Origin of the sequence: Pseudomonas sp. B21_DOA (assembly GCA_030544685.1) — a bacterium.
Lineage (GTDB): Bacteria > Pseudomonadota > Gammaproteobacteria > Pseudomonadales > Pseudomonadaceae > Aquipseudomonas > Aquipseudomonas fluorescens_AO.
In genome coordinates this window covers 2,865,559-2,889,236 of record CP086683.1, presented here as the reverse complement: position 1 = coordinate 2,889,236, position 23,678 = coordinate 2,865,559, and the positions used below count along the sequence as shown (strand labels likewise).

General features: G+C 58.4%; 21 protein-coding genes, 1 tRNA gene and 3 pseudogenes. 5 read left to right on the top strand and 20 right to left on the bottom strand.

Going from position 1 to position 23,678, the window contains the following annotated elements:
• Nucleotides 1–28: 28 nt before the first annotated feature.
• The 5 genes and pseudogenes from LJU32_13305 to LJU32_13285 form a co-directional block, all read right to left on the bottom strand.
• Nucleotides 29–400: a bacteriocin gene (locus tag LJU32_13305; GenBank protein ID WKV90968.1), complete on the bottom strand. Its 372-nt coding sequence runs from the start codon at nt 398–400 to the stop codon at nt 29–31.
• Nucleotides 401–709: 309 nt separating this feature from the next.
• Nucleotides 710–898: a hypothetical protein gene (locus LJU32_13300; GenBank protein ID WKV90967.1), complete on the bottom strand. Its 189-nt coding sequence runs from the start codon at nt 896–898 to the stop codon at nt 710–712.
• Between the two features lie 163 nt (nt 899–1,061).
• A pseudogene (cysC, locus tag LJU32_13295) lies at nt 1,062–1,671 on the bottom strand (adenylyl-sulfate kinase).
• 103 nt (nt 1,672–1,774) lie between these two features.
• On the bottom strand, nt 1,775–3,124 hold the full coding sequence (locus LJU32_13290) for a hypothetical protein (protein WKV90966.1): 1,350 nt from the start codon (nt 3,122–3,124) through the stop codon (nt 1,775–1,777).
• A 347-nt stretch (nt 3,125–3,471) separates the two neighbouring features.
• Nucleotides 3,472–3,561: transfer RNA gene (locus LJU32_13285), tRNA-Ser, on the bottom strand.
• A gap of 295 nt (nt 3,562–3,856) precedes the next feature.
• Here LJU32_13285 and LJU32_13280 point away from each other — a divergent pair.
• From LJU32_13280 to LJU32_13270, 3 genes are all read left to right on the top strand, one after another.
• Nucleotides 3,857–4,546, top strand: a complete 690-nt coding sequence (locus LJU32_13280) for a crotonase/enoyl-CoA hydratase family protein (GenBank protein WKV90965.1) — start codon at nt 3,857–3,859, stop codon at nt 4,544–4,546.
• 221 nt (nt 4,547–4,767) lie between these two features.
• Nucleotides 4,768–5,490, top strand: coding sequence for a 1-acylglycerol-3-phosphate O-acyltransferase (locus LJU32_13275; protein ID WKV90964.1), 723 nt, complete (start codon nt 4,768–4,770; stop codon nt 5,488–5,490).
• Nucleotides 5,491–5,623: 133 nt separating this feature from the next.
• Nucleotides 5,624–6,595: a magnesium and cobalt transport protein CorA gene (locus LJU32_13270; GenBank protein WKV90963.1), complete on the top strand. Its 972-nt coding sequence runs from the start codon at nt 5,624–5,626 to the stop codon at nt 6,593–6,595.
• 86 nt (nt 6,596–6,681) lie between these two features.
• Here LJU32_13270 and LJU32_13265 read toward each other — a convergent pair whose 3' ends face one another.
• From LJU32_13265 to LJU32_13255, 3 genes and pseudogenes are all read right to left on the bottom strand, one after another.
• Nucleotides 6,682–7,404 (bottom strand): amidotransferase, encoded by a 723-nt coding sequence (locus tag LJU32_13265; protein WKV90962.1) that lies wholly within the window; start codon nt 7,402–7,404, stop codon nt 6,682–6,684.
• 92 nt (nt 7,405–7,496) lie between these two features.
• Nucleotides 7,497–9,639: pseudogene (locus tag LJU32_13260) on the bottom strand (3-hydroxyacyl-CoA dehydrogenase NAD-binding domain-containing protein).
• A gap of 24 nt (nt 9,640–9,663) precedes the next feature.
• Nucleotides 9,664–10,869, bottom strand: coding sequence for an acetyl-CoA C-acetyltransferase (locus LJU32_13255; GenBank protein WKV90961.1), 1,206 nt, complete (start codon nt 10,867–10,869; stop codon nt 9,664–9,666).
• 576 nt (nt 10,870–11,445) lie between these two features.
• On the opposite strand from LJU32_13255, the gene LJU32_13250 reads away from it, so the two are divergent.
• Nucleotides 11,446–12,267, top strand: a complete 822-nt coding sequence (locus LJU32_13250) for a cytochrome c (GenBank protein WKV91094.1) — start codon at nt 11,446–11,448, stop codon at nt 12,265–12,267.
• Nucleotides 12,268–12,388: 121 nt separating this feature from the next.
• On the opposite strand, the pseudogene LJU32_13245 reads toward LJU32_13250, so the two are convergent.
• The 10 genes and pseudogenes from LJU32_13245 to LJU32_13200 form a co-directional block, all read right to left on the bottom strand.
• Nucleotides 12,389–13,191, bottom strand: a pseudogene (locus tag LJU32_13245) (transglutaminase family protein).
• On the bottom strand, nt 13,188–14,138 hold the full coding sequence (locus LJU32_13240) for an alpha-E domain-containing protein (protein ID WKV90960.1): 951 nt from the start codon (nt 14,136–14,138) through the stop codon (nt 13,188–13,190). The pseudogene LJU32_13245 and the gene LJU32_13240 overlap by 4 nt, the downstream one beginning before the upstream one ends.
• Nucleotides 14,139–14,150: 12 nt before the next feature.
• A complete protein-coding gene (locus tag LJU32_13235; protein ID WKV90959.1) occupies nt 14,151–15,560 on the bottom strand; it encodes a circularly permuted type 2 ATP-grasp protein in 1,410 nt (469 codons plus the stop codon).
• 476 nt (nt 15,561–16,036) lie between these two features.
• Complete coding sequence (locus LJU32_13230) at nt 16,037–16,384, bottom strand: ribonuclease E inhibitor RraB (GenBank protein WKV90958.1); 348 nt, start codon at nt 16,382–16,384, stop codon at nt 16,037–16,039.
• A gap of 209 nt (nt 16,385–16,593) precedes the next feature.
• The gene (locus LJU32_13225) at nt 16,594–16,827 is read right to left on the bottom strand and encodes a hypothetical protein (GenBank protein WKV90957.1); all 234 of its coding nucleotides are present in this window, start codon (nt 16,825–16,827) and stop codon (nt 16,594–16,596) included.
• A 285-nt stretch (nt 16,828–17,112) separates the two neighbouring features.
• On the bottom strand, nt 17,113–17,988 hold the full coding sequence (gene speE, locus LJU32_13220; GenBank protein WKV90956.1) for a polyamine aminopropyltransferase: 876 nt from the start codon (nt 17,986–17,988) through the stop codon (nt 17,113–17,115).
• A 241-nt stretch (nt 17,989–18,229) separates the two neighbouring features.
• Nucleotides 18,230–18,421: a PLDc N-terminal domain-containing protein gene (locus LJU32_13215; GenBank protein WKV90955.1), complete on the bottom strand. Its 192-nt coding sequence runs from the start codon at nt 18,419–18,421 to the stop codon at nt 18,230–18,232.
• Nucleotides 18,422–18,492: 71 nt separating this feature from the next.
• Nucleotides 18,493–19,023 carry a hypothetical protein gene (locus LJU32_13210; GenBank protein ID WKV90954.1) on the bottom strand — a complete coding sequence of 177 codons (531 nt, stop codon included), beginning with the start codon at nt 19,021–19,023 and terminating at the stop codon, nt 18,493–18,495.
• A gap of 80 nt (nt 19,024–19,103) precedes the next feature.
• The gene (locus tag LJU32_13205) at nt 19,104–19,622 is read right to left on the bottom strand and encodes an ankyrin repeat domain-containing protein (protein WKV90953.1); all 519 of its coding nucleotides are present in this window, start codon (nt 19,620–19,622) and stop codon (nt 19,104–19,106) included.
• Nucleotides 19,623–19,717: 95 nt separating this feature from the next.
• Nucleotides 19,718–21,556, bottom strand: a complete 1,839-nt coding sequence (locus LJU32_13200; protein ID WKV90952.1) for a long-chain-acyl-CoA synthetase — start codon at nt 21,554–21,556, stop codon at nt 19,718–19,720.
• A 385-nt stretch (nt 21,557–21,941) separates the two neighbouring features.
• Between LJU32_13200 and LJU32_13195 the strand changes: the two genes are divergently transcribed.
• Entirely contained in the window at nt 21,942–22,220 is a 279-nt protein-coding gene (locus LJU32_13195) for a DUF3509 domain-containing protein (GenBank protein WKV90951.1), read from the top strand.
• 175 nt (nt 22,221–22,395) lie between these two features.
• On the opposite strand, the gene mtnC is transcribed toward LJU32_13195, so the two are convergent.
• Both mtnC and LJU32_13185 read right to left on the bottom strand, forming a co-directional pair.
• Nucleotides 22,396–23,079 carry an acireductone synthase gene (gene mtnC, locus LJU32_13190; protein WKV90950.1) on the bottom strand — a complete coding sequence of 228 codons (684 nt, stop codon included), beginning with the start codon at nt 23,077–23,079 and terminating at the stop codon, nt 22,396–22,398.
• A gap of 4 nt (nt 23,080–23,083) precedes the next feature.
• A complete protein-coding gene (locus LJU32_13185; GenBank protein WKV91093.1) occupies nt 23,084–23,629 on the bottom strand; it encodes an acireductone dioxygenase in 546 nt (181 codons plus the stop codon).
• Nucleotides 23,630–23,678: the final 49 nt, after the last annotated feature.

Below are 23,678 nucleotides of genomic sequence, written 5' to 3'. Positions count from 1 at the left end.
GTCGGGCCTCTTCTGACAGCGTTCGGGATTAGTGGCGCTTATGGCCTTTGCCCAGATTGCTGCCGACTGCGCCGCCGGCCGCACCGCCCAGACCCGCGCCGATGGTGGCGCCGTTGCGGCCGCCCAGGCTGTTGCCGATCACCGAGCCACCGGCTGCACCGACACCGCCGCCGATCGCCGCTTTGGTGCGGCTGCCCTTGCGCGCGGCGACTGCGCTGCCCGCTGCGCCCGCGACGCCGGCGCCAATGGCGGCGCCGGTGCTGCCGCCCATTTTCTGACCGACCACGTTACCCAGCGCGCCACCGAGGCCACCGCCCAGCGCCGCGGTGCCATCACCGGCAGCCATCGCACCTTGAGCAACCAGAAGGCCAAGAACCAACGCAGGCAATGTTAAACGCATGACGAAAACCTCAAATAAACAGGATGACGAGAAGGAGCGGGATTTAATGTGCTCGGCGCAGGAAAGTCCAGACGCAGGCGGCAGCGTCGATTGGACCGCGCTCAGGAAAAAGGTTTAATGCCGGGCAAAAAAAGCCCGCTGGGGAGACGGGCTGGAGACTTGCTTTCTAACGGATGGCTTCACCCTACGTTGACCAACGTGAAAAGTTTGTGAAAAAAACCGACATTAATGTCAACGCCCGCCAGGCATTTCCGATCCGCACTCCCGCGCACGTAAAAACCCCGTTCAGTGACGGGGTACGGGATGAAATCACTTTCTGGCCCTTGCCGTGACCCTGGGCAGGAATTTCGCTTTCGGCCCTTTCGGGGCCGTGGATTTGATTTTGCCGGTGCTCACCGGATCTTCGCCAAAACCCGACTGATACTCCGTTTGACCGCAGCGCACACAGTTGTTGAAGGAAAACTCAGCGCCATCGTCTTCGATATATGGACCTGTCATAGCCTCTCCCCTGCGGAACCGGGCCGATACTGGCAAAAATGTTTTGCCTGAAAAATATCGACCTCCGAGGATTTTGAGACTAGCCGGTCATTCCGGGACTAGCCGTACACGAAGCCTGGTCTCCGACGAGCGGAGGATCCGCCCCAATTGGACAATTGGAGCCCTATCGCCCAAGACCGTTGGCCTTGGAGACGATTTCCTCTACGCAGGCCGAGACTGACATTTGACTTGCATCGAAAACCAAGGCGGGAGATTCAGGCACTTCGTAAGGTGCGCTGATCCCCGTAAACTCCGGGATCAGACCAGCGCGGGCCTTGCGATAAAGTCCCTTAGGATCCAGCCGCTCACATACATCGAGTGGCGTGTTCAGATAGACCTCAAGAAACGCTCGTCGCCAATGACGGATCGGGCTTTTTCACGGCTCACTCTGGTCGGAGAGATACATGCCACCATCACGGTGATACCCGCGTCATTCATCAAACGCGCTACTTCAGCGATACGGCGAATATTTTCGGAGCGATCCTCAGCACTGAAACCCAAGTCGCTGCAAAGTCCGTGACGAACATTATCGCCATCCAGCACGAAGGCAGGCTTGCCACTTTCAATTAGCTTTTTTCAATCGCGAACGCCAGCGTCGATTTGCCTGAACCGCTCAATCCGGTAAACCAAATGGTAAAAGGCTTCTGCGCCACGGCACGCTCCCGATCACTGGGAGCAACTTGCGTAGGGTGCAGAACGACATTCTCAGGCACGCTGTTTTTTTCGCTTGTCATACGTTTCCTCATCTCGCGTAGAGTCTGAGTTCAAACACGTTAGTCTTGAGCGGCAACTCGCCGCTCAAAAGCCGTAGATCGGGCCAGACATCATGATTGACCGTTATTCGATAAACCGGCTGATAGTCGATCCGATCCAGCGAATACCCAATGAGCCCTCGAGAAAAGGCAGCCTGGCTGCGTCTACGGTAAGACGCCATTCGTCATTCAGATAAAATTCCAGCCCTGCTTCACTCGCTACCACGCGAACGTCACCGCTATGAGGAAGTCCCGTCACCTGCACATCGGGCTCGGGATTCCAGTGCGCGCCATCATTTGTCCAAAGTACCAGTCCGGCCTCGACATCATTGATAGGCTGTATCAGCAGTGCGTTCATATCCGTGTCACCGCCACTGCCCTGATAAGTCACCACCGCAACGTGAGAATCGGTAGATGGCGTGTCCAACGAATAACTGAACGCCAGGCTGCGTTGTGCTTGCGAAACGTCTTCAATCTTCTTGATCAGACACAGGTTACCAAGGATGGCCTCTTTGCCGCCGTCTTCGAGTGTCTTCGGCACGCCGTAGACGAGTTCGACGCCCGCCCACTCCTGCTGAATGTTTTTCGAACGCTGGCAAGCAGCCAGACGCTCTTCAGACTTACGGTTGAACAGACTTCGCTCGAACAACTCCGATACAAACGGAAAAGTATGGCCGTGGTGAGCATAGTCTTTTACGTTCAACAAGCGGACTTCGTTGACGGCGCCGTAAGGACCAAGGCAGATGTAGTCCAGTGCTTTATAGGTTCCCCGTTCCAGAACCCACAAACCGCTCATGGAGCTGCGGCGCAAATCACGTCCGGTCATCTGGCTTTCTCCCACCAGCATGATGTCGGACGAAACGGCCAGGCCTCGCGTATAGATTGGACTCCCCGCCTCCCAGAGAACTTCGTTGCTTTCCAGATCGATCAGCGCACCGATATTGCTGTGGCAGGCAATTTTCTGCCCTTCGTCCGATATCCACACATTGTGCAGGCCCGTACGTCGCTCAATGGGCTTGACACTGACCAGCTCCAACGCCGGATAAGTCAGTACTGCCATTAACGAACCGTTATGGTGGCCGTGAGCGATGACATAAAGATGACCATCTTTTTCGAATACGGAATTGAGATGATCGCCGGTGATTTCTTCCAGTGAAAGACGATCCCAGCGAACGTTGCTCAGCCGCTTTTCCTGAAAATGCCCGGGCTTTTCCAGGTCGACCACAGTGATCGCGTTACGTCCGGTGTTGGTACACACCACGCGACCGTCAGATGCGCAGAGCAGCTGGTGTGGTTCCGAGAGAAAGGTTTCGGAATGGAAACTACCGTGCGAAAGAAATCCCACTTCTGAGGTCGCGTAGGTCTGGATATCCTTCAGCTTTACGTTATCCAGCCCAGAGTGGCTGAGCACAAAATCCTTGCCCCCGGAAACCATGAAACGCCGTAATATTCAGTGCGTTCGTTCTCGAGCGGGATAACTTTTCTGGAATGCACCTCGACGAGGAGCAAATATCCTGTGGTCGCAACGACTGCAAATAGCGGTTCCACTACTCTCTACCTCAGTAATGTAAATCTCGACCCTTGTTGATGCAGCGAGTGACGCAGAGCCATGAATGCGGCCATTCTAACTGGTCAGTACAATAGTTCAACGCCAACAAAACCGGATTTCGACCCCTGCGCGCAGCCGATCAATGAGCAGCAAATGATGACCGAGCAATTTTCGAACACGCAGAAAGCAAAAAACCCGACCTCTTTCGAAATCGGGTTTTTTGATATTCAATGTGGCGGTGAAGGAGAGATTCGAACTCTCGATACAGTTTCCTGTATACACACTTTCCAGGCGTGCTCCTTAAGCCACTCGGACACTTCACCGTATCTCTGCAGACATGTTCTGTCTGTCGAGGCGCGCTAATGTAGTCGAAAGCTTTCCTGATGGCAAACTTTTTTCAGAATTTTCATGCGCTTAAGAGTGCACGCTGCGTTCGGCCCATGAAGACGATGGCAAACCCGCCAATCTCGGGTGAGGCGCGCGCTTCCTTTATAGAAGGCAAGAGGTGTGCGGCGCAGGCTGAACGCCGAAATGGTGACCGGCAGGTCAGTCACGGCGCTTTACCTGGCCTGCGACGGTGGGTAACGTCTGCCCATCTTTCTAATAAGGAATAGCGTCATGAGCGAGTTGATTGCCTACCACCTCGAAGACGGTATCGCGACCCTGACCCTGAACAATGGCAAGGTCAACGCGATTTCTCCGGATGTGATTGCGGCGTTTAACGCGGCGCTGGATCAGGCGGTGGCGGATCGCGCCGTGGTGATCATTACCGGGCAGCCGGGGATTCTGTCGGGTGGTTATGATCTGAAGGTGATGACCGCCGGCCCGAAAGAGGCCGTTGCGCTGGTGACGGCCGGTTCGACATTGGCGCGCCGCCTGCTCTCTCACCCGTTCCCAGTGATCGTTGCTTGCCCGGGACACGCCGTGGCCAAGGGCGCTTTCCTGCTGTTGTCTGCCGATTACCGCATTGGCGTCGACGGCCCGTTCAGTATTGGTCTTAACGAAGTGCAGATCGGCATGACCATGCACCATGCTGGTATCGAGTTGGCGCGCGATCGCTTGCGGCGTTCGGCTTTCCATCGCTCGGTGATCAACGGCGAGATGTTCGACCCGCAAAGCGCAGTTGACGCAGGTTTCCTCGACAAGGTCGTCACTGCCGAAGAATTGCAAGGCGCCGCGCTGGCTGCCGCGCGTCAGTTGAAGAAGATCAACATGCTGGCGCACAAGAACACCAAACTCAAAGTGCGCAAGCAGCTGCTGGAAACCCTCGATGACGCCATTGTCCAGGATCAACAGCATTTAGGCTGATTCGTCCGAGATCTGCGCGCTAGCGAAAAGCCCGATCCGCGTGTCGGGCTTTTTCTTACATGCCGCGTTGAATATTCACTGGAAGCTCTAGGACGCGCCTGACAGGCAATACTGAAACATGCGCTTAAACATCGGCCATCTCCGGACTCTATAGCGGCAATTGCCGAAAACAGTGCACATCCGTACACTGCGCCACCTTTTGTCCCGGTGGGCCTGTAAAAATGCTGTTCGTGCTTCGTATGTTGTTGATGGGCCTGCACTTTATTTTGGCGGGCGTGCTCGGCGTGATCCTCGGATTGTGCCGCCCGTTCAACCCGGACAACAGCCGACTCTGCGCCCGTCTCTATGCTTTGCCGGCGATGTGTATCTTGCGTTTGCGGGTCAAGTCGGAGGTCAACGGCTTGATGAAAAAGCCCGACAGTTGCGTGATCATCGCCAACCATCAGTCCAACTACGATCTGTTCGTGTTCGGCAATGTCGTCCCTCGTCGCACCGTGTGTATCGGCAAGAAAAGCCTGAAGTGGGTGCCGTTGTTCGGCCAGTTGTTCTGGCTGGCCGGCAATGTGTTGATCGACCGTGGCAATGCGCACAAGGCGCGGCAGTCGATGCTGACCACGACCCACACCTTGCAGAACGAAGACACCTCGATCTGGGTGTTTCCGGAAGGCACCCGCAACCTCGGTGAAGATCTGTTGCCGTTCAAGAAAGGCGCGTTCCAGATGGCGATTGCCGCCGGCGTGCCGATCGTTCCGGTGTGCGTGAGCAGCTACGTCAAGCACATGCGCCTGAATCGCTGGCGCAGTGGCAACGTTCTCATACGTTCCTTGCCGGCGATTCCTACAGTCGGATTGACCATGGACGACATGCCCATGCTCATTGAGCGATGCCGCGAGCAGATGCGCGAGTGCATCGAGTCGATGGATCGGCAACTGCAAGCCGCGTGAAAAACAAACCCGCCCTGTGCGGGTTTTCTTTTGCCAGATGAACTGTAGAAGTTTCACTGACTCTCAAGCAGCGACACGGCTAAGCTGAAGCCTTGTTCTCCTGCCATCTGCCAAGAAGAAGTGAACCACCACCATGGGTCGAGTTGTTGCTGCTGCGGTGTACAGCGAGGGTAAGAAAGTCACCAATATTTCGCTGGACGAAGGTGCTGCGTGGGCGGCCAAGCCCGGCCACTTCGTCTGGATCGGTCTGGAAGAACCGGACGCACAGGAATTGTCCAACCTGCAACGCCAGTTCAATCTGCATGAACTGGCCATCGAAGACGCGTTGGAAAAACACAGCCGACCGAAACTGGAAACCTTTGGTGACGCTCTGTTTATCGTCACCTACTCACCGGTTCGCGAAAACGGCGTTTTGCAATTCATCGAAACGCATATCTTCGCCGGCAGGGGTTACATCATCACCGCACGAAACGGCCATTCCGCGTCGTACGCCTATGTGCGCCAACGCTGTGAAGCGCGCCCTTTGTTGCTCGAGCACGGGGAGGATTTCGTCCTGTATGCGCTGCTCGATTTCGTCATCGAGAACTATCAGCCGGTGGGCGAAGCGATCCACGCCGAGATCGATGAGCTGGAGCGCAACGTGCTGTGCAGTGCCCTAAACGAGCGAGACATCCAGAAGCTGCACGGTTTGCGCCGTGATGTGGTGCGCTTGCGTCGCTACGCGGCACCGATGGTGGAAATCGGCGAAGAGCTGCAAAAGCTCAGCTTCCCGTTCATCGACAAGAACATGCGCCCGTACTTTCGCGATGTGCAGATCCACGTGACGCGGCAGATGGAAGACCTGACCACGCTGGCGGACATTGCCAGCCAGACCATCGAGATTGGCGTGTTGCTCGAGGCATCACGGCAGAGCGTGGTGCAGCGCAAGTTTGCAGCGTGGGCGGCAATTCTCGCGTTCCCGACAGCGGTGGCGGGGATTTACGGGATGAACTTCCAGAACATGCCGGAATTGACCTGGCATTACGGTTATTTTGCGGTGCTGGGGTTTATTGCGGTGGGGTGTGTGAGTTTGTGGGCGAGTTTCAAGAAGTCGGGCTGGTTGTAGAAAGCAAATGATCGCAGCCTTCGGCAGCGCCTACAGAATGTCAGTGTAGGAGCTGCCGAAGGCTGCGATCTTTGATCTTGCAATTGTCAGGCAGCTTCTGGTTTGTGCGCCACAAATCGCATCATCCACTCCGCTACTGTAGCGCCGTGGTGCTCCTGCTCAAGGCTTGCCACACCCTTGCTGTAGATCTGCGAACCCAGCGCTTCCTGGCGCAGATCAAGCAGCGCGCGCGAGTAATCGTGAATGAATTCCGGGTGGCCCTGGAAGCAAAGCACCTGGTCGTTGATGTGATAAGCCGCGAACGGGCAAAAATCACTGGAGGCGATCACCGTCGCGTTCTCTGGTAGTTCGGTTACCTGATCCTGGTGGCTGATCAGCAGTGTCAGCTCTTCGCGCACCGGGCTCATCCACGGTGCTTTGGCCGCCAGCTTGTAGTTGTGGGTGCCGACGCCCCAACCCTGGGATGCGCGCTCGCTCTTGCCACCAAGCAGCAACGCCAGCAATTGATGGCCGAAGCACACGCCGAGCAATTTGTCGCCGCGTTCGTAGCGATTCAAAAGATAGGTTTTGAGGGTCTGGATCCATGGATCCGTGCCGAACGAATCAGCCTTGCTACCGGTGACCAGATACGCATCGAAGGTTTGGTCGTCGCTTGGGTATTCGCCATTCACCACGTTATAGACGGTGAACTCAGCGGCGATGGGTTGTTGCGAGAACAGGCGCTGGAACATCTGCCCATAGCCCTGATATTGGTCAATCAATTCGGGCCGCAGGATGTCGGTTTCGAGAATGCAGATGCGCAACGACATAAAAAATACCTGACACATGATGGGAATAATGAACACCCCAGAGCCTGCCTTGAAACACGTGGCCAAGGCAAGCCCCGAAATGCTCGCTCGCCCTAGAACATTTCACCTTTCGCCGCTTTGTCCAGCAGCAGCGCTGGCGGGGTAAAGCGCTCGCCGTATTGTTCCGCCAGATACTGCGCGCGGGCGATGAAGTCCTTCAGGCCATACTGGTTGATGAACTGCAGCGCACCGCCGGTCCACGCGGCGAAACCGATGCCGAAGATCGAGCCGACGTTGGCGTCCGCCGTCGAGGTCAGCACGCCCTCCTCCACACAGCGCACGGTTTCGATGGCCTGCACAAACAACAGCCGATCACGCACATCCTTCGCAGAGATCTGTCCGTCGGCCTTCTCGAAGCGCGTTTTCAGCTCCGGCCATAAATGCTTCTGGGCACCGGCTGGATACTCATAGAAACCGCCTCCGGCAGCTTTACCCGGTCGCTTGAATTCATTGAGCATCAAGTCAATCACAGCAGAGGCCGGGTGCTCAATCAGCGGTTTCCCCTCTGCTTGTAAGTCCTTGGCCGTCTGCTGACGGATATGGCTCATCAGACTGAGGAAACTTCGTCGGAGATTGCCAGAGGCCCGACCGGCATTCCGGCCTTGCGCGCTTCGGTTTCGATCATCGGCGCACTGACGCCTTCGCCAAGCATGGCAATGCCTTCGTTGGTAAACGTGCCGAACACCCGCGAGGTAAAGAAGCCGCGACTGTCGTTAACCACGATCGGAGTTTTCTTGATTTGCAGAACGAAATCGAAACCGCGAGCGAGAGTTTCGGCGCTGGTCTGCGCACCTTTGATGATTTCCACCAGCGGCATTTTTTCTACCGGACTGAAGAAATGCAGGCCGATGAATTTGCTTTGATCGGCCACCGCCGTCGCCAGACCGGTGATCGGCAGCGTCGACGTATTGGAAGCAATGACCGCTTCGTCGCCCACGACCTGTTGCGCGGCGGCGGACACCCTGGCTTTGAGCTGGCGATCCTCGAACACCGCTTCGATGATCAGATCGCAACCGGCCAGATCGGCATCACTTTCGCTCGCAACGATTCGCGCCAGCACCGCTTCGCGCTGTTCGGGAGTCATTTGGCCACGGGCAACTTTCTTGTCCAGCAGCGCTGCGGAATGCGCTTTGCCCTTCTCGGCAGCGGCAAGGTTGATGTCCTTGAGGACGACGTCGATACCGGCCGAGGCGCTGACGAACGCGATGCCTGCGCCCATCATTCCGGCGCCGAGCACACCGACTTTGCGGGTTTTATAGGGCGCAAAACCTTGCGGTCTTGAACCGCCGGCGTTGATCTCGTTCAACTGGAACCAGAACGTACCGATCAGGTTTTTCGAGATTTGCCCGGTCGTCAGCTCGGTGAAGTAGCGGGTTTCGATCAGGTGCGCGGTGTCGAAATCGACCTGAGCGCCCTCCACCGCCGCGCATAGAATCTTCTCTGGCGCTGGCAACGTGCCTTGGGTTTTCGTGCGCAGGATCGATGGCGCGATCGCCAGCATCTGCGCCACTTTCGGGTTGGATGGCGTGCCGCCAGGAATCTGGTACCCCTTGACGTCCCAGCGTTGCACTGCCGCCGGATTGGCCATAATCCAAGCGCGCGCCTTGGCCAACAATTCGTCTGGATCCGCTGCCAACTCATCGATCAGCCCGGCCTGCAACGCCTGTTGCGGGCGCACCTTCTTGCCTTCAAGCAAGTACGGCAGGGCTTTTTCGATGCCGAGCATGCGCACCATGCGCACCACCCCGCCGCCGCCCGGCAAAAGGCCCAGGGTCACTTCCGGAAGACCGAGTTGCACCGAGGCGTCATTAACAGCAATGCGGTGGTGACAGGCCAGACAGATTTCCCAGCCGCCGCCCAGCGCAGCGCCGTTGATCGCCGCGACCACCGGTTTGCCGAGGGTTTCCAGGTTGCGCAATTGCGCCTTGAGGGTCAGCACCATGTCGTAGAAGGCTTTGGCTTCGGGCTTGCCGACCTTGATCAATTCATTGAGGTCGCCGCCGGCAAAAAGGTTTTCTTCGCCGAGGTAATGATCACTCCGGCAATGCTGTCTTTCTCGGCCAGCAAGCGGGCAACGCAAGCGGCCATGGCCTCGCGGTACACGGCGTTCATGGTGTTGGCGCTCTGGCCCGGCATGTCCATGGTCAGCACGACGATACCGTCCTGGCCTTTTTCGTAACGAATGGCTTCGCTCATAACAAGGTTCCTTGAAGTCGGGGCTCAGAGGCGTTCGATGATGGTGGCAATGCCCATGCCGCCGCCGACACACAGCGTCGCCAGGCCGTAGCGCAGGTTCCGCGCCTCCAGTTCATCAAGCAGGGTGCCGAGGATCGCGCAACCGGTGGCGCCCAGCGGGTGGCCCATGGCGATCGAGCCGCCGTTGACGTTGACCTTGCCGGGATCGACGGCCATGTCCTTGATGAATTTCAGCACCACCGAAGCAAACGCTTCGTTGACCTCGAACAGATCGATGTCCTCCACGCGCAGTCCGGCCTTGGCCAGCGCTTTGCGAGTCGCCGGCGCCGGGCCGGTGAGCATGATGGTCGGGTCTGTGCTGGTGACGGCCGTGGCGACGATACGCGCGCGTGGCTGCAGCCCCAGGGCGCGGCCCTTGGCTTCGGAGCCGATGAGCATCAGCGCCGCACCGTCGACAATTCCGGAACTGTTGCCCGGCGTGTGCACATGGTTGATCCGCTCGACATGGCTGTAGACCCGCAACGCCGTGGCGTCAAAGCCCATCTGCCCGATCATTTCGAAACTCGGCTTGAGCTTGCCCAGGCCTTCGAGGGTCGATTCGGCGCGGATAAACTCATCGTGATCAAGCAGGATGATGCCGTTCTGATCCTGCACCGGCACCAACGACTTGTTGAAGGAGCCGTCGGCCCGTGCTCGTGCGGCTTTTTGCTGCGAGTGCAGCGCGTAGGCATCGACGTCCTGCCGGCTGAAGCCTTCGAGGGTGGCGATCAGATCGGCGCCGACCCCTTGCGGGGTGAAATGGCTGTGCAGGTTGGTCTGCGGGTCCAGCGCCCAGGCGCCGCCATCGCTGCCCATTGGCACCCGCGACATCGACTCGACGCCGCCAACCACCACCAGATCCTCGAAGCCCGAGCGCACTTTCATCGCGCCAAGATTCACCGCTTCCAGACCCGAAGCGCAGAAACGATTGATCTGCACACCGGCGACGCTGACGTCCCAGTCGGCCACTTGCACCGCCGTCTTGGCGATGTCCGAACCTTGATCGCCGATCGGCGTGACGCAGCCGAGGACGACATCATCGACCTGACTGGTATCCAGCGCAGTGCGCGCCTGCAAGGCGCTCAGCAGACCCGCCACCAGGTTGACCGGCTTCACGCTGTGCAGCGCGCCATCGGCCTTGCCTTTGCCACGCGGGGTGCGCAACGCATCGAAAATCAAAGCTTCAGTCATGACGTCCTCGAACCTGATTTATTGTCACTTCACTTTCGCCCTGCGCAGAGTGGCAAGCAATGACCACATTGCTCAAAGCACTTGACGCACACGCTCAGACGGACGGTCATGCGGCATGAGGTGAACCGGTTCAGGTCGTCGAGTTGTCTAGCCAGCGGGCGGCAAAGAAGCTGGCAATACGCCTCATGCTTTTTTAAAAGCTTTTTCAAGATCACCATATGAAATGGATCTAAGCGAAGGCTGACGTGGGCTCTAAGGTGAAGATGTACGCCATAGTCGTCGGGTTTTGCCGAGACGGGCGTCCATTAACAGGAAGTGCACCGCGTGCCGTCAGGGATATGCAGTCAGGCATGCATCAGGAAATAACAATAAAGGCGGTCAAGCCATGTTCAAACAACCGAAAGTACGTCAAGCAGGACTCATTCTTTTCGCCACGACGCTGTTGTTGATCTTGCCGAATCTGACCAAGGTCATCGGCTGATTCAAACGTCGCGTGCTGTATATCGCCACTGAAAATGTGACTGGCCCGCTACCCGGGCCAGCGTGGTTGTGCCAACCTTTGCGCACTACCACGACATGGACGGCGATCATTTGAAAACGCTCATTGCGCTCGGTGCCTTGCTACTGAGCTTGCCCTTGTCCGCCGCACAACTGGATCTGCAGTTGGGCGCAAACAGCCGCACCTGGCAGACCGAAGAGCTGCTCCAGCATCCTCAGCTGCAAATTCTCACGATCAACAATGATGTTTCCTACAAGAAGGACATGACCTATCAAGCCGTGCCGCTGGCCGCATTGCTGACGGGGGTCAAGCGGGAGGATCACTTGCAGGCGGTGGCGCTGGATGGCTTTGCCGCAGAGTTGGCCGCCGCGCCCTTGCTGAACAAGGACGGCGCACGCGCATGGCTGGCAATCGAGGACCCGGCGCAGCCGTGGCCACCGCTGTCTGCCGGCAAGCACAGCGCCGGGCCGTTCTATCTGGTCTGGACCGATCCGCAGGCCGGCAATATCAGCCCCGAACAGTGGCCGTTCGAGGTCGCCAGCATCAAGCTGATGGCGCCGGTGGCCCAACGCTTCCCTGCCCTGCTGCCCGATCCTGCCTTGAAGGCCGATGATCCGGTGAACAAGGGTTTTGCCCTGTTTCAGAAAAACTGCCTGGCCTGTCATCGATTGAATGGTGCTGGCGATGCGCAGTTCGGGCCGGATCTGAATATTCCGTATAGCCCGACCGAGTATTTTGGGGCGGATTTCTTGAAGCGTTACATCCGCGATCCGCAGAGTTTGCGCCAATGGCCGCAGGCGAAGATGCCCGGTTTTTCGGCGCAGGTGTTGCCGGATGGAGACCTTGAAATGCTGGTGGGCTATCTCACGCACATGGCCGGCCGCAAAGTTAAGCCGTAAGCCTTAAGGTGTTATTACTGGCCTCTTCGCTGGCAAGCCAGCTCCCACAGGGTGTGCGCAAAGTTCGAATCAGCGGTCATCCTGTGGGAGCTGGCTTGCCAGCGATAGCGGTATCCCGAATCTATTGTTGCTGCACGGAAATAACGGGCGTCGGCGAGACGAACACCTTCGCATGCATCTGCTCGCAGCCGCCGCCCCGGCGCATGCCGCGTACCGGGCAGGCATCGAGATAATCCAGACCCACCGCCAGCTTCAGATGTCGCTCCGGGCGCGCCAGTTGGTTGGTCACGTCGAAGCTGTACCACGCGTCGTCCAGCCACGCTTCTGCCCAGGCATGACTGGCCAGATGCTCGCAATCTTCGCTGTACAGATAACCCGACACGTAACGCGACGGCACGCCAGGCTGCGCGCGCAGGCAAGAAAAGCATGCGTATGGTCCTGACAGACGCCGGAGCGCCCGGCGAAAGCTTCGGCGGCGCTGGTGTCTACCTCGGTCGAGCCGGGCGTGTAGGTCATGTGCTGATTCAGACCGTGCATCAAGTCGATCAGCGCGGTGCGATCACGCCGTTGCTTGCAGTTCTTCCCGGCAAACTCGCGCAAGGCCTCATCGGCTTCGGTCAGGCGCGTGAAGCGCAGGAACGGCAGCGCCGACTGACTTTCATGTTCAGCTTCGCGCAGTTCATCGATATCGACCTGACCACGGGCGCCAATGATGATCGCTTCGTGCGGCTCGTCCATGGTCAGCACATGCAGGATGTTGCCGAACGGATCGAGCTGCGCACGCACAGGACGCGGTAGGTCGAGTTGCCAACTGAGCACATGCTGGCGCTCGCTGTCGTGGGGCGTCAGGCGCAGGTACTGGATGCTCGCGCGCACCTGATCTTCATAGTGATAGGTGGTCTCGTGGCTTATGGAAAGTCTCATGCAGCCTCCAGGTAGGAACTGTGAATGGCGTTGCCCAACTGGCGCACCAGCGGGATGAATTCGGTCAGCCAGGCGTGCAGGCCTTCTTCGAGGATTTCGTTGATGCCGGTGTAGCGCAGGCGCGCGTCCATTTCCGCCGCCAGGCGTTGTGCCGGTCGGCCGTTGGCGCCGGGCAGTTGCGCGAGGATCTGGTCGATCTCTTCGGTACAGGCACGCAGCGAACGCGGCACATCGGCGCGCAACAGCAGCAGTTCGGCCACATGCCGGGCGCCGGGCGCGTCGCGATAGATTTCCGTGTAGGCCTCGAACGAAGACAAGGCGCGCAGCAGCGCACTCCACTGGTAATAGGCATGCGCGGTGCCATCGCTCACCGCTTCGGCCTGATCGCCGGCCATTTCGTAGCGGGCATCAAGCAGGCGCAGCGTGTTGTCCGCGCGTTCGATGAACGTGCCCAGACGGATAAAACGAAACGCGTCGTTGCGCATGATCGTGCCGTAGGACGCGCCACGGAACAGGTGCGAGCGCTCCTTGATCCATTCGCAGAAACGGCTCATGCCGTAGCGGCTCAGACCCTGTTCGGCGATGCCGCGAATTTCCAGCCAGGTGGCGTTGATGTTTTCCCACATGTCGGCGGTGATTCGCCCGCGCACGGCATGGGCACTGGCTCGCGCCGAGCCGAGGCAGCTGTAAATGCTCGCCGGGTTGGCCGCGTCCAGCGCAAAGAAATGCAGCAGACGCTCGGCGTGCAGATCACCGTGGCGTTCAAGGTAATCATCAAGGGTGCCGGTAATGAGCAACGGCATGGCGAGTTCGTGCAGCCCGTCGCCGCGCCCGTCCTGCGGCATCAGCGACAGCGAATAACTGATGTCGAGCATGCGCGCGAGATTCTCCGCACGCTCCAGGTAACGCGACATCCAGTACAGATCCGAGGCAGTTCTACTTAACATGGCAAGCTTCCTTCAATCCTCGACTACCCAGGTGTCCTTGGTGCCGCCGCCCTGGGAGGAATTCACCACCAGGGAGCCTTCACGCAACGCGACCCGGGTCAAACCGCCAGGCACCACCCGGGTTTCGCGCCCGGAAAGCACGAACGGACGCAGGTCGATATGGCGTGGCGCGATGCCGTTTTCGACAAAGGTCGGACAAGTTGACAGCGATAGCGTCGGTTGCGCGATGTAGGCATGGGGTTTGGCTTTGATGCGCTCACGAAAGGCATCGATTTCCGCCGTCGTCGCGGCCGGCCCGACCAGCATCCCGTAACCGCCGGAGCCCTGTGTTTCCTTGACCACCAGATCGGGAAGATTGGCCAATACGTGGGACAGCTCGGAGGGGTTGCGGCATTGCCAGGTCGGCACGTTTTTCAGAATCGGCTCTTCGTCGAGGTAGAACCGGATCATGTCGGTGACAAACGGGTACACCGATTTATCGTCCGCCACCCCGGTGCCGATGGCGTTGGCCAGCACCACGTTGCCGGAACGATAGGACGACAGCAGCCCCGGCACACCGAGCATCGAATCCGGGTTGAATGCCAGCGGATCGAGGAATGCGTCATCGAGGCGACGGTAGATCACGTCGACCGCTTTCGGGCCGTCGGTGGTGCGCATGAACACCTTGTCGTCGCGCACGAACAGATCCGCGCCTTCCACCAGCTCAACGCCCATCTCCCGCGCCAGAAACGCATGTTCGAAGAACGCGCTGTTGAAGCGTCCCGGCGTCAGCACCACTACGCTGGGATTGTCGATCGGGCTGGAGCTTTTCAGGGTGTCGAGCAGCAGGTTTGGGTAGTGATCGATCGGGGCAATACGCTGGGCGGCGAACAGTTCGGGGAACAGGCGCATCATCATCTTGCGGTCTTCGAGCATGTAGCTGACGCCGCTGGGTGTGCGCAGGTTGTCCTCGAGGACGTAATAAGTGCCATCGCCGTCGCGCACCAGATCGACGCCGGAGATGTGCGAGTAGATGTCGCGGTGCAGATCCAGGCCCTGCATCGCCAACTGGTATTGCTCGTTGGCCAGCACCTGTTCGGCGGGAATGATCCCGGCCTTGATGATGCGCTGCTCGTGATAGAGGTCGGCGAGAAACATGTTCAACGCCTTGACCCGCTGAATACAGCCGCGCTCGACAATCCGCCATTCACTGGCGGGGATGCTGCGGGGAATGGTATCGAACGGAATCAGCCGCTCGGTGCCTTGCTCGTCGCCATAGAGCGTGAAGGTGATCCCGGCCCGGTGGAACAGCAGATCGGCCTCGCGGCGGCGCTGCGCGAGCAACTCGTCGGGCGTCTCGGCCAGCCAGCGGGCAAATTCCCGGTAATGCGGGCGGACCAGGCCGCCGGCATCGTACATCTCATCAAAATAGGTGCGGATCATGCCGTACTCCTTGTCACTCCGGACATACAGGCCTTCGCAAGGCCCGTGCCATCGGCATAAACGCTTTTAATTCAATCGGTTGTAGATCTATGCCGCAGACCGCGCACCATTCCTGTGCGGCAAATGCCCCGGCCCGATTGCCCCCGCTTCATTGCGACGCACTGCATCGCCTATCACCAGCATAGTCAGAGTTGATTTCACTGCCCGGCCGCGACTGCGGATAATCCGCGCATTCGCTGCAAAACTTGCCCGGCACGCCGCCGCGAAGTAGCCAGCTCAACTGATCTGCACTGCCTTGGCGGCCCCGTCCCGACAGGACTTTATCGCGTACCCGTCTTCCCTTTTAGCCACCCTCTCCGGTGGCTTTTTTTGCCCGGGATTCTTGTTTCAGGGTTTTGCCACTGCGATGTGCAGAAGCCAGAAACGACAACGGCCGACCCGAAGGTCAGCCGTTGCCTGATACAAAATGCTCAATATCAATTCAGGCGGTAACGATTGCGCACCTCCTGCTTCACGCCCCAACCCTCGATAATGCCGCCCAGCGGTTCGACCACGGCAGAAAAGCCTTGCTCGAAATCGCCGATGTCGTCATAGGTTGCGTACATCACTTTGCTCAATTCCAGCGACCAGGCGCCGTCGTCGCGCGCACTGACCTGGGCATTGATGGATTCACCGCGAAATTTGCCTGCTGCCCTGCGCGCCCGCTCCTCGTCCGGGAAAATCGCGTAGAACTCGATGGGATGGAACCGGGAAAAATCGAAACCGCCTTCTTTCATGCGGCGCAGAACGTTGCTGCTGATGTCTTCTTGATAGGCTGTGCTCATGAATCGTCCCCCTCGATTGATGGATAGACTTTCCGTATTCCCGCCCCGGGCCTTTTGGCCTAAGTACTACGGCAACGTGGTTGCGCGCGGGAAACAAGCATGTAGCTGACAAGACCAGACCTTAGCGATCCATTCGCTGATCTCGCTTGCAGAGTAGCCCCAAGAGAGCGCCGCTGCCAAGGCCTGGTTTTCGAGATGACAGGAAGTGTTCAGATGGGTGTGATGCTGCGGATTTCGATGCCGTTCTGGGTCTTGAGGTTTTTCACCCCGGCATCGGCGGTGCGCCCTTCCAGATCGTTCAGATCCAGCTGGGCAGCGACCGGAAGAAGCCGCTCCTTGATCAGCCGTGCGGCTTCATCATCGGACGGGCATTCCTCACGTTCGAAGACTTCATCAACAATTTCGCCGTGATCATCCACGAAAGTGACTTTCCACTTTTGCATCAGTGCCTCCTCGATCAACCCGTAAATGGGCTTACCTCTATCTCGACTTTTTCCGCGATAGTTGGTTCAAAAGGATTACAACCGCCAACGGTGAAAATAACGATCCGATCGATAGGGCGGACTTCTGTGGCGAGGGATTTATCCCCGTCCGGCTGCGCAGCAGTCGTAATACCGTCCATTGCGGTTTGACGGAGACACCGCGCAGGCCGGTTCAGGGATGCTGCGCATCCCAACGGGGATAAATCCCTCGCCACAAAAGCTCCTTGCAGAGCGACGTCAGGGTGATCAGTCGTTGCTCGGCTTATTGACCGCTTGCAGCACGTATTGCGGCAAAGCGAATGCGCCAATGTGGATTTCCGGGTTGTAGTAACGGGTGACGATGCCGCTACCGATGAAGCGCTGTTGCAGGGTTTCACGGCTGAGCTTGCGGTAGGCCGGGTTGGTCGAGCCCCAGGCGAAGGTCATCGAACCGCCGATGTAGGTCGGCACAGCGGCCTGGTAGAAGTGCCAGTCCGGGAACAGGCTGCGCAGACGACCGGCGGTGGTTTTGACTTCGTCGATCTGCATGAACGGCGTGCCGTTCTGGGTAACGAGAATGCCGCCGTCGTTCAGGCAACGGTGGCAAGCCTGGTAGAAGTTCTCCGAGAACAGCACTTCACCCGGGCCGATCGGGTCGGTGGAGTCGGAGATGATCACGTCGAATTTTTCAGTGGTGGTGGCGACGAAACGCATGCCGTCGTCGATCACCAGGTTCAGGCGCGGATCGTCGTAGGCACCGGCGGAATGGTTCGGCAGGAACTCCTTACACATGTCGACCACAGTGCCATCGATCTCGACCATGGTGATGTGCTCGACGCCAGCGTGCTTGGTCACTTCGCGCAGCATGCCGCCGTCACCGCCACCAATGATCAGCACGCGCTTGGCGGTGCCGTGGGCGAGGATCGGCACGTGGGTGAGCATTTCGTGGTAGATGAATTCGTCGGCTTCGGTGGTCTGGATCACGCCGTCCAACGCCATGACCCGGCCCATGCGCGGGTTCTGGAAGATCACCAGATGCTGGTGTTCGGTGCGCACTTCGTGCAGCAGTTTTTCCATGCGAAAGCGCTGGCCGTAGCCTTCGTAGAGGGTTTCCAGGTACTCACTGGTCTTGGTGACGGTCATGGTCAAGTGCTCCGATAAATGCGCGGGCGCCATCGTGGGGACGATAGCCCGGGAAAGGCGCGCATTCTACGTTGCCGAAGATGACAGGTCGAACCTCAACATATTTTTTACCAGCGCAAACCAATGTGGGAGCAAGCCTGCTCGCGAAAGCGCAGCATCAGTTGCCCGTGATGGCGACTGACACAACGTCTTCGCGAGCAGGCTCGCTCCCACAGGGATAACAGTGTGATCGAAAATCAGCTCAGATCCGGACGTTGCCCCGTGGCCCGGCAATCGCCCAGATGATCAGGCCCAGCACTGGCAGGAGGATGATCAGCAGCACCCAGACGATTTTCATCCCGGTTGAGGTACCGCTTTTCAGTACGTTGATGATGGCCCAGATGTCGAGGGCAAGGATGATCAGGCCAATCAGACCGTTGAACGTGGAACCCATGGTGTCGCTCCAGAATAGTGGCATGCACTTTTAGGATAGACGGTCGCGCGCAGGGTTCCCTTTTATTGCGTTCAGACGTGAACGGCGACCTTCAAGGCTTCCAGTGCCGGCGCCGCGGCGATGCCGATCTCGGCGCACAACTCCAGCACCCGCGGCACGTCGTTGCCGTAGACCAGGACCATTTGCAGTTCATCGTCGAGCAACTGGCTGAAGTTCATCAACGTGTAACCGCCGTTTTCCTTGTTCAGGCTGCTCATCTGCACCTGAATGCGGTTGAGTGCGGTCAGCGCTTCAGTCTTGGCCAGTTGCTTGGGCTTGAGATTGAAATCCACCCCCGGGCCAAACGAGGCAACGATTTGTGCGAACAGATCGACGTAGGTATCGGCCTGGAACAGCACAGTTTCCGGCAGGCTGCCGACCACTACCCACTCACCCAGCGGAATCGGGAAAGTGTCGTCGTAGTTGATGTCCGGATTGGCTGCCAGAAAAGCATCGGCATCGGCGTAGGCCTGAGCGGCTTCGTCAGCCACTTTCAGAATCTCATCCTCACCCATGCAGCCGGAGCTGATTTTGCTGATGAGTTCGACGAGTGCGGCTTTCATGAGGGCGGATCCTGTGGCGGAGGTGAATTTTCAGGGCGCAAAGGATAGCGCATTCTGCCCTTCGCCACAGTCCGTGGACTTTACGCCAGCAATTTTTCCAGCTGAGCGGTGGTATCGACTGCGCCCATGGTCCGCGCCGCATCCAGCGCGGTCACACCATTGGCGTCCTTGGCCTTCGGATCTGCGCCCTGGCCGATCAGGTAATCGACGATTTCAACGCGGTTGAACATTGCCGCCATCATCAACGCGGTACGGCCGTCGAAGGAAGAACCTTCAATTTCGGCGCCCGCCTCGACCAGCGCTTTGACCACCGCCAGATCGCCCTTGAACGCAGCGCCGGCAATCGGGCTCTGGCCGTTACCGTTGCGCATTTCCGGATCGGCTTTGTGTTTAAGCAGAACCTTCACCGCATCAACATGGCCGTAGTAGCTGGCGAGCATCAACAAGGTGTCGCCCTTGCTGTTTTTCAGGTTCACCGGCAGCCCGGCGGTGACCAGGCGATCGAGCATCTCGGCATCACCGTCGCGCGCCTTGTTGAAAACCTGCTCGGTGAATTCGGCAGCTTCTTCAGGGGTCATCTGGCGGCTTTGGTCGGACATGGGGCACTCCATTTCGGTCTATCGGAAAGCCGACAGTTTCCCGAGCGCGACGGTAGCTGTCACTCGGTTTTTTCCGAGCGCCCCGATAGCCACACTCAATATCGATGTTTGCCCTGTTGAATTTCAGCGAGGATTTGCTCACTGACATGCACATAGGTTTCGCTGCCCGGCAGCCAGGCGAAGATCGGGTCATCGCCCGTGAGCCCGGGGTCAAAGCCTTCCGTTTTCAAGCGGGTCTTCTGGTATTTGAAGGTCCCGGTGGTTTCCATTTTCACTTTCACCCGCAGGAACAACGGCACGGCATAGGCCGGCATGCGTTGCCGGGCGAAACTCAGCAGTTCGGCGAAATCCAGCGTGGCCAAGGATTCGGCGGGAGTGATCGCGGCCATGCCTGCACGACCGTTGGTGTTGGGGATTTCAACGCCGTAGGCCACGGCTTCAGAAATCAGCGGGTGCTGCAGCAACAGGTTCTCGACTTCGGTGGTCGACACGTTTTCGCCCTTCCAGCGGTAAGTGTCGCCGAGGCGATCGACAAATTGCGCATGGCCGAAACCGATGTTGCGCAGCAGGTCGCCGGTGTTGAAAAAGCGATCGCCCTTGTTGAACACATCGTGCAGTACGACGCGGGCGGTTTTCTGCGGATCGGTGTAACCGTCAAGCGGCGCCTTGTCGTCGATCCGCGCCAGCAGCAGACCCTGTTCGCCCTTGCCGACCTTGCGCATGAAACCATCCTCGCCACGCAGCGGCTCGCCACTGTCGTGATCGTAGGCAACCAACTCCCAGGCCATCAGCGAAAAGCCGACGGTGTTATCGAAATTGAGGATGTTGGTGAAACCGATGTTGCCGTCGCTCGCCGCGTACAGCTCACAAATGTGCTCGACGGCAAAACGCGTCTTGAACTCGGCCCAGGCGCCGGGTCGCAAACCATTGCCGATCATCTTGCTGACATTGTGGCGACTGTCATCGGCGCTCGCTGGTTGCTCGACCAGATAGCGGCATAATTCACCGACATAGCCGATGGTGGTCGCGCGATATCGGCGCACATCACTCCAGAACTGGCTGGCGCTGAACTTGCGGCGGATGGCGAAACCCGAGGCGCCATTGATTGCCGATCCCCAGCACACGCACAGACCTGTGGCGTGATACAGCGGCAAGGTGCAGTAAACAACATCATCCGGACACATATCGAGGGCGATCATGCCGAAGCTCGCCGAGCTGCGCATCCAGCGCCCATGCTTGAAGACCCCGGCCTTGGGCAGGCCAGTGGTGCCCGAGGTGTAGATGTAGAAACACGGATCGTCGAAGAAGATTTGCGCGCTGCTCGGCGGGTTATCGCTGCTGGCGTCAGCACTGGCGCTGATCAGATTCACGTAACCCTCGGGCGCGATGCCCGGATGGCTGTAAGTGTCCTGATCAGCGACGAACCATGTCCGCGGTGCAGCGATGGAAACCTGATCACGCACGCCGGCATAAGCGGCGGTCAACTCTTCGCCGACCACGATGGCCACAGGCGCAACCAGATTGATGCTGTGGATAAGCGTGTCGCGCATCAGCGAGGTGTTGAGCAGCGCACTGACCGCGCCGAGCTTGGCCAGCGCCAGGATTGTTACGAGCAATTCCGCACGGTTCTCGATGAACACCGCGACCACATCGCCCTTGCCGATGCCTTGCTCGCTCAAATAATGCGCGATGCGATTGGCCCATTGGTTGACCTGCGTGTAAGTCAACGCCACGTCGCCCTGCAGCAACGCCACACCGTCCGGATTGCGCAGCGTCGCTTGCTCGAAGGTCCAGCCGAGGCCACACGTCTGGGTCGGATCCGTGACATTGGCTACCTTCATGCCTTTCACCACCCGCGGGATGGCTTTGGCAATCATCGGCAGTTTGCGGAGCATCATGCCCCAGGTAATCGTGTCGCTTGGTGCATGACGCATGAAAGCTCCCCGTTCGACCCTGACGCGTGGATCGCTATTCTTGTTATCGGGTAATGGCTGCGACCGCCGGGTTGATGTCGGAGGTCGAGAGGGAAAGTACGTCAGCGCTCGCGGGGCTGTACACGCGGTTTTTGCAATGATTTGTATCCCGTCGCGCCGCCGTGCCGAGCGCTGATTCTGGTACGGGCGTTTGGTTCCGTTGTCAGGAAAAAATCACGCAAAATGCAGGATGCACGATGGCCATTCATGCAGTTTGCACGACGCCTGCAAAATGCAACGATTGCAACTGCCTGATTTTAAAGGGATTTAATTCGCATCAATACTGGCACAAACGCTGCAACTACCTCCGCATGCTTGCCATTCAAGTACATACGGAGCTGATGACATGAGCCTGATTCAAGAAAAATTTACATCGCTGTTCTCCAACTACGAAGTCAGCACTGCCCCACGTCCTGACGGTGGCATCCTGCTCACTCTGCGTAGCAGCGACGGCAAAGTGTTCAAACGCGCACTCTCGTATCAGCAATTGCACGCCGGTGACCAACTGTCCTGGGCGATCAGCGCGATCCGCCGTGACCTGGCCGAACAAGCCAGCGAGCTGCCGCAAATTGCAATGCTGCAGAGCCAGCAGCGTTTTGCTCTGCCGACCTATCACTCGCTGTAATTTGCTCAAACAAAAACAGGCCGTGGAGCATGCGTTCCACGGCCTGTTTGTTTATGTCTGCCACGTATCACTGTGGGAGCGAGCCTGCTCGCGAATGCGGTGTTGTCAGATACAAATTACTTCACTGACACACCGCTTTCGCGAGCAGGCTCCCTCCTACATGTCCACTGTAGGGTCAGAACGCTTCCGGTTCGATTGCGGTAAAGCTGTCTACCGTCACGTGCCCCGCCAACTCCCCGCCTTCACGCGCCAGGCCGCAGGTTTTCATCCTGGCTGACTCGGCAGCATCGAGCTCTTCCACGATATCCGACAGGAACAGGATTTCATCTGCTTCAACACCGACCGCCTGCTGAATGTTGCGGTAGGACTGTGCCTCGCGCTTCGGCCCTGATGTGGTGTCGAAATAGCCGCTGAACAGCGGCGTCAGATCCCCGGCTTCCGAGCAACCGAAAATCAGTTTCTGCGCCTGGATCGAGCCGGACGAGTAAACAAACAGTTGATAACCGGCCGCATGCCAACGTTGTAGCGCTTCAACGGCATCCGGATAAACATGTCCTTTCAACTGCCCTGCCTGATAGCCCTGCGCCCAGACCATGCCTTGCAACGCCTTCAGCGGCGTGGCCTTGCGGTCTTCGGCGATCCAGCTCAAGAGGATTTCAACAACCCGCTCGACATCGGCCTGCGGCTCGAAGCTGTCGCGGCGCACGGCGTCGAGTTGTTCCGCTACGTCAGCCCGGAATGCATTCTCGCGCACGAAATCAGGCAAGTGTTTGGCGGCGTATGGAAACAACACGTCGAAGACGAAGCTCACCGCGCTGGTGGTGCCTTCGATGTCGGTGAGGATGGCTTTGATCGACACGGTTTCAGTCCTCCAGACGCGGGAAGCGGCCGGCGATGTCTTCGCCGGTGAAATTGGCAACCCAGCCTTCCGGGTTATTGAACAGGCGGATCGCCACGAAATGCGGATGCTCGCCCATGTCGAACCAGTGTTTGGTACCGGCCGGAACCGAGATCAGGTCGTTCTTTTCACAGAGCACGGCATAGACGTAATCGTCGATGTGCAGGGTAAACAAGCCACGACCGGCGACGAAAAATCGCACTTCGTCTTCGCCATGGCGGTGTTCTTCAAGAAACTTGGCGCGCAGCTCGGCTTTTTGCGGATGATCACTGTTGAGGCTGATCACATCGACGGTGATGTAGCCGCGTTCGGTCATCAGCTTGTCGATCTGCTCTTTATAAGCACTGATGACTTCTTCCTGAGTGGCACCAGGCTGGATCTTCGCGGCGGCTTGCCAGCGGTCGAAACGCACGCCCTGCTCGGCCAGCGTCGAGGCGATGTCTTCGAAATGGGTCAGCACCTTGTTGGGAATCTCAGGGCTGGAAACGTGATAAACGGACAGGCTGCTCATGGGCAATTCCTCGGTAGCGGCGGCGCCGTCCGGCTCTTCAAGACCGGTC

Coding starts and splice junctions, on each gene's coding strand:
- LJU32_13240 (WKV90960.1), bottom strand. CDS start 14,138: ATGTTAAGTAGAACTGCCTCGGATCTGTACTGGATGTCGCGTTACCTG.
- LJU32_13265 (WKV90962.1), bottom strand. CDS start 7,404: ATGTCGTTGCGCATCTGCATTCTCGAAACCGACATCCTGCGGCCCGAA.
- speE (WKV90956.1), bottom strand. CDS start 17,988: ATGACCGTCACCAAGACCAGTGAGTACCTGGAAACCCTCTACGAAGGC.
- LJU32_13305 (WKV90968.1), bottom strand. CDS start 400: ATGCGTTTAACATTGCCTGCGTTGGTTCTTGGCCTTCTGGTTGCTCAA.
- LJU32_13235 (WKV90959.1), bottom strand. CDS start 15,560: ATGATCCGCACCTATTTTGATGAGATGTACGATGCCGGCGGCCTGGTC.
- LJU32_13205 (WKV90953.1), bottom strand. CDS start 19,622: ATGTCCGACCAAAGCCGCCAGATGACCCCTGAAGAAGCTGCCGAATTC.
- LJU32_13225 (WKV90957.1), bottom strand. CDS start 16,827: ATGCAAAAGTGGAAAGTCACTTTCGTGGATGATCACGGCGAAATTGTT.
- LJU32_13230 (WKV90958.1), bottom strand. CDS start 16,384: ATGAGCACAGCCTATCAAGAAGACATCAGCAGCAACGTTCTGCGCCGC.
- LJU32_13280 (WKV90965.1), top strand. CDS start 3,857: ATGAGCGAGTTGATTGCCTACCACCTCGAAGACGGTATCGCGACCCTG.
- LJU32_13210 (WKV90954.1), bottom strand. CDS start 19,023: ATGAAAGCCGCACTCGTCGAACTCATCAGCAAAATCAGCTCCGGCTGC.
- LJU32_13270 (WKV90963.1), top strand. CDS start 5,624: ATGGGTCGAGTTGTTGCTGCTGCGGTGTACAGCGAGGGTAAGAAAGTC.
- LJU32_13215 (WKV90955.1), bottom strand. CDS start 18,421: ATGGGTTCCACGTTCAACGGTCTGATTGGCCTGATCATCCTTGCCCTC.
- LJU32_13185 (WKV91093.1), bottom strand. CDS start 23,629: ATGAGCAGCCTGTCCGTTTATCACGTTTCCAGCCCTGAGATTCCCAAC.
- LJU32_13290 (WKV90966.1), bottom strand. CDS start 3,124: ATGGTTTCCGGGGGCAAGGATTTTGTGCTCAGCCACTCTGGGCTGGAT.
- LJU32_13195 (WKV90951.1), top strand. CDS start 21,942: ATGAGCCTGATTCAAGAAAAATTTACATCGCTGTTCTCCAACTACGAA.
- LJU32_13300 (WKV90967.1), bottom strand. CDS start 898: ATGACAGGTCCATATATCGAAGACGATGGCGCTGAGTTTTCCTTCAAC.
- LJU32_13200 (WKV90952.1), bottom strand. CDS start 21,556: ATGCGTCATGCACCAAGCGACACGATTACCTGGGGCATGATGCTCCGC.
- LJU32_13255 (WKV90961.1), bottom strand. CDS start 10,869: ATGACTGAAGCTTTGATTTTCGATGCGTTGCGCACCCCGCGTGGCAAA.
- LJU32_13250 (WKV91094.1), top strand. CDS start 11,446: ATGGACGGCGATCATTTGAAAACGCTCATTGCGCTCGGTGCCTTGCTA.
- LJU32_13275 (WKV90964.1), top strand. CDS start 4,768: ATGCTGTTCGTGCTTCGTATGTTGTTGATGGGCCTGCACTTTATTTTG.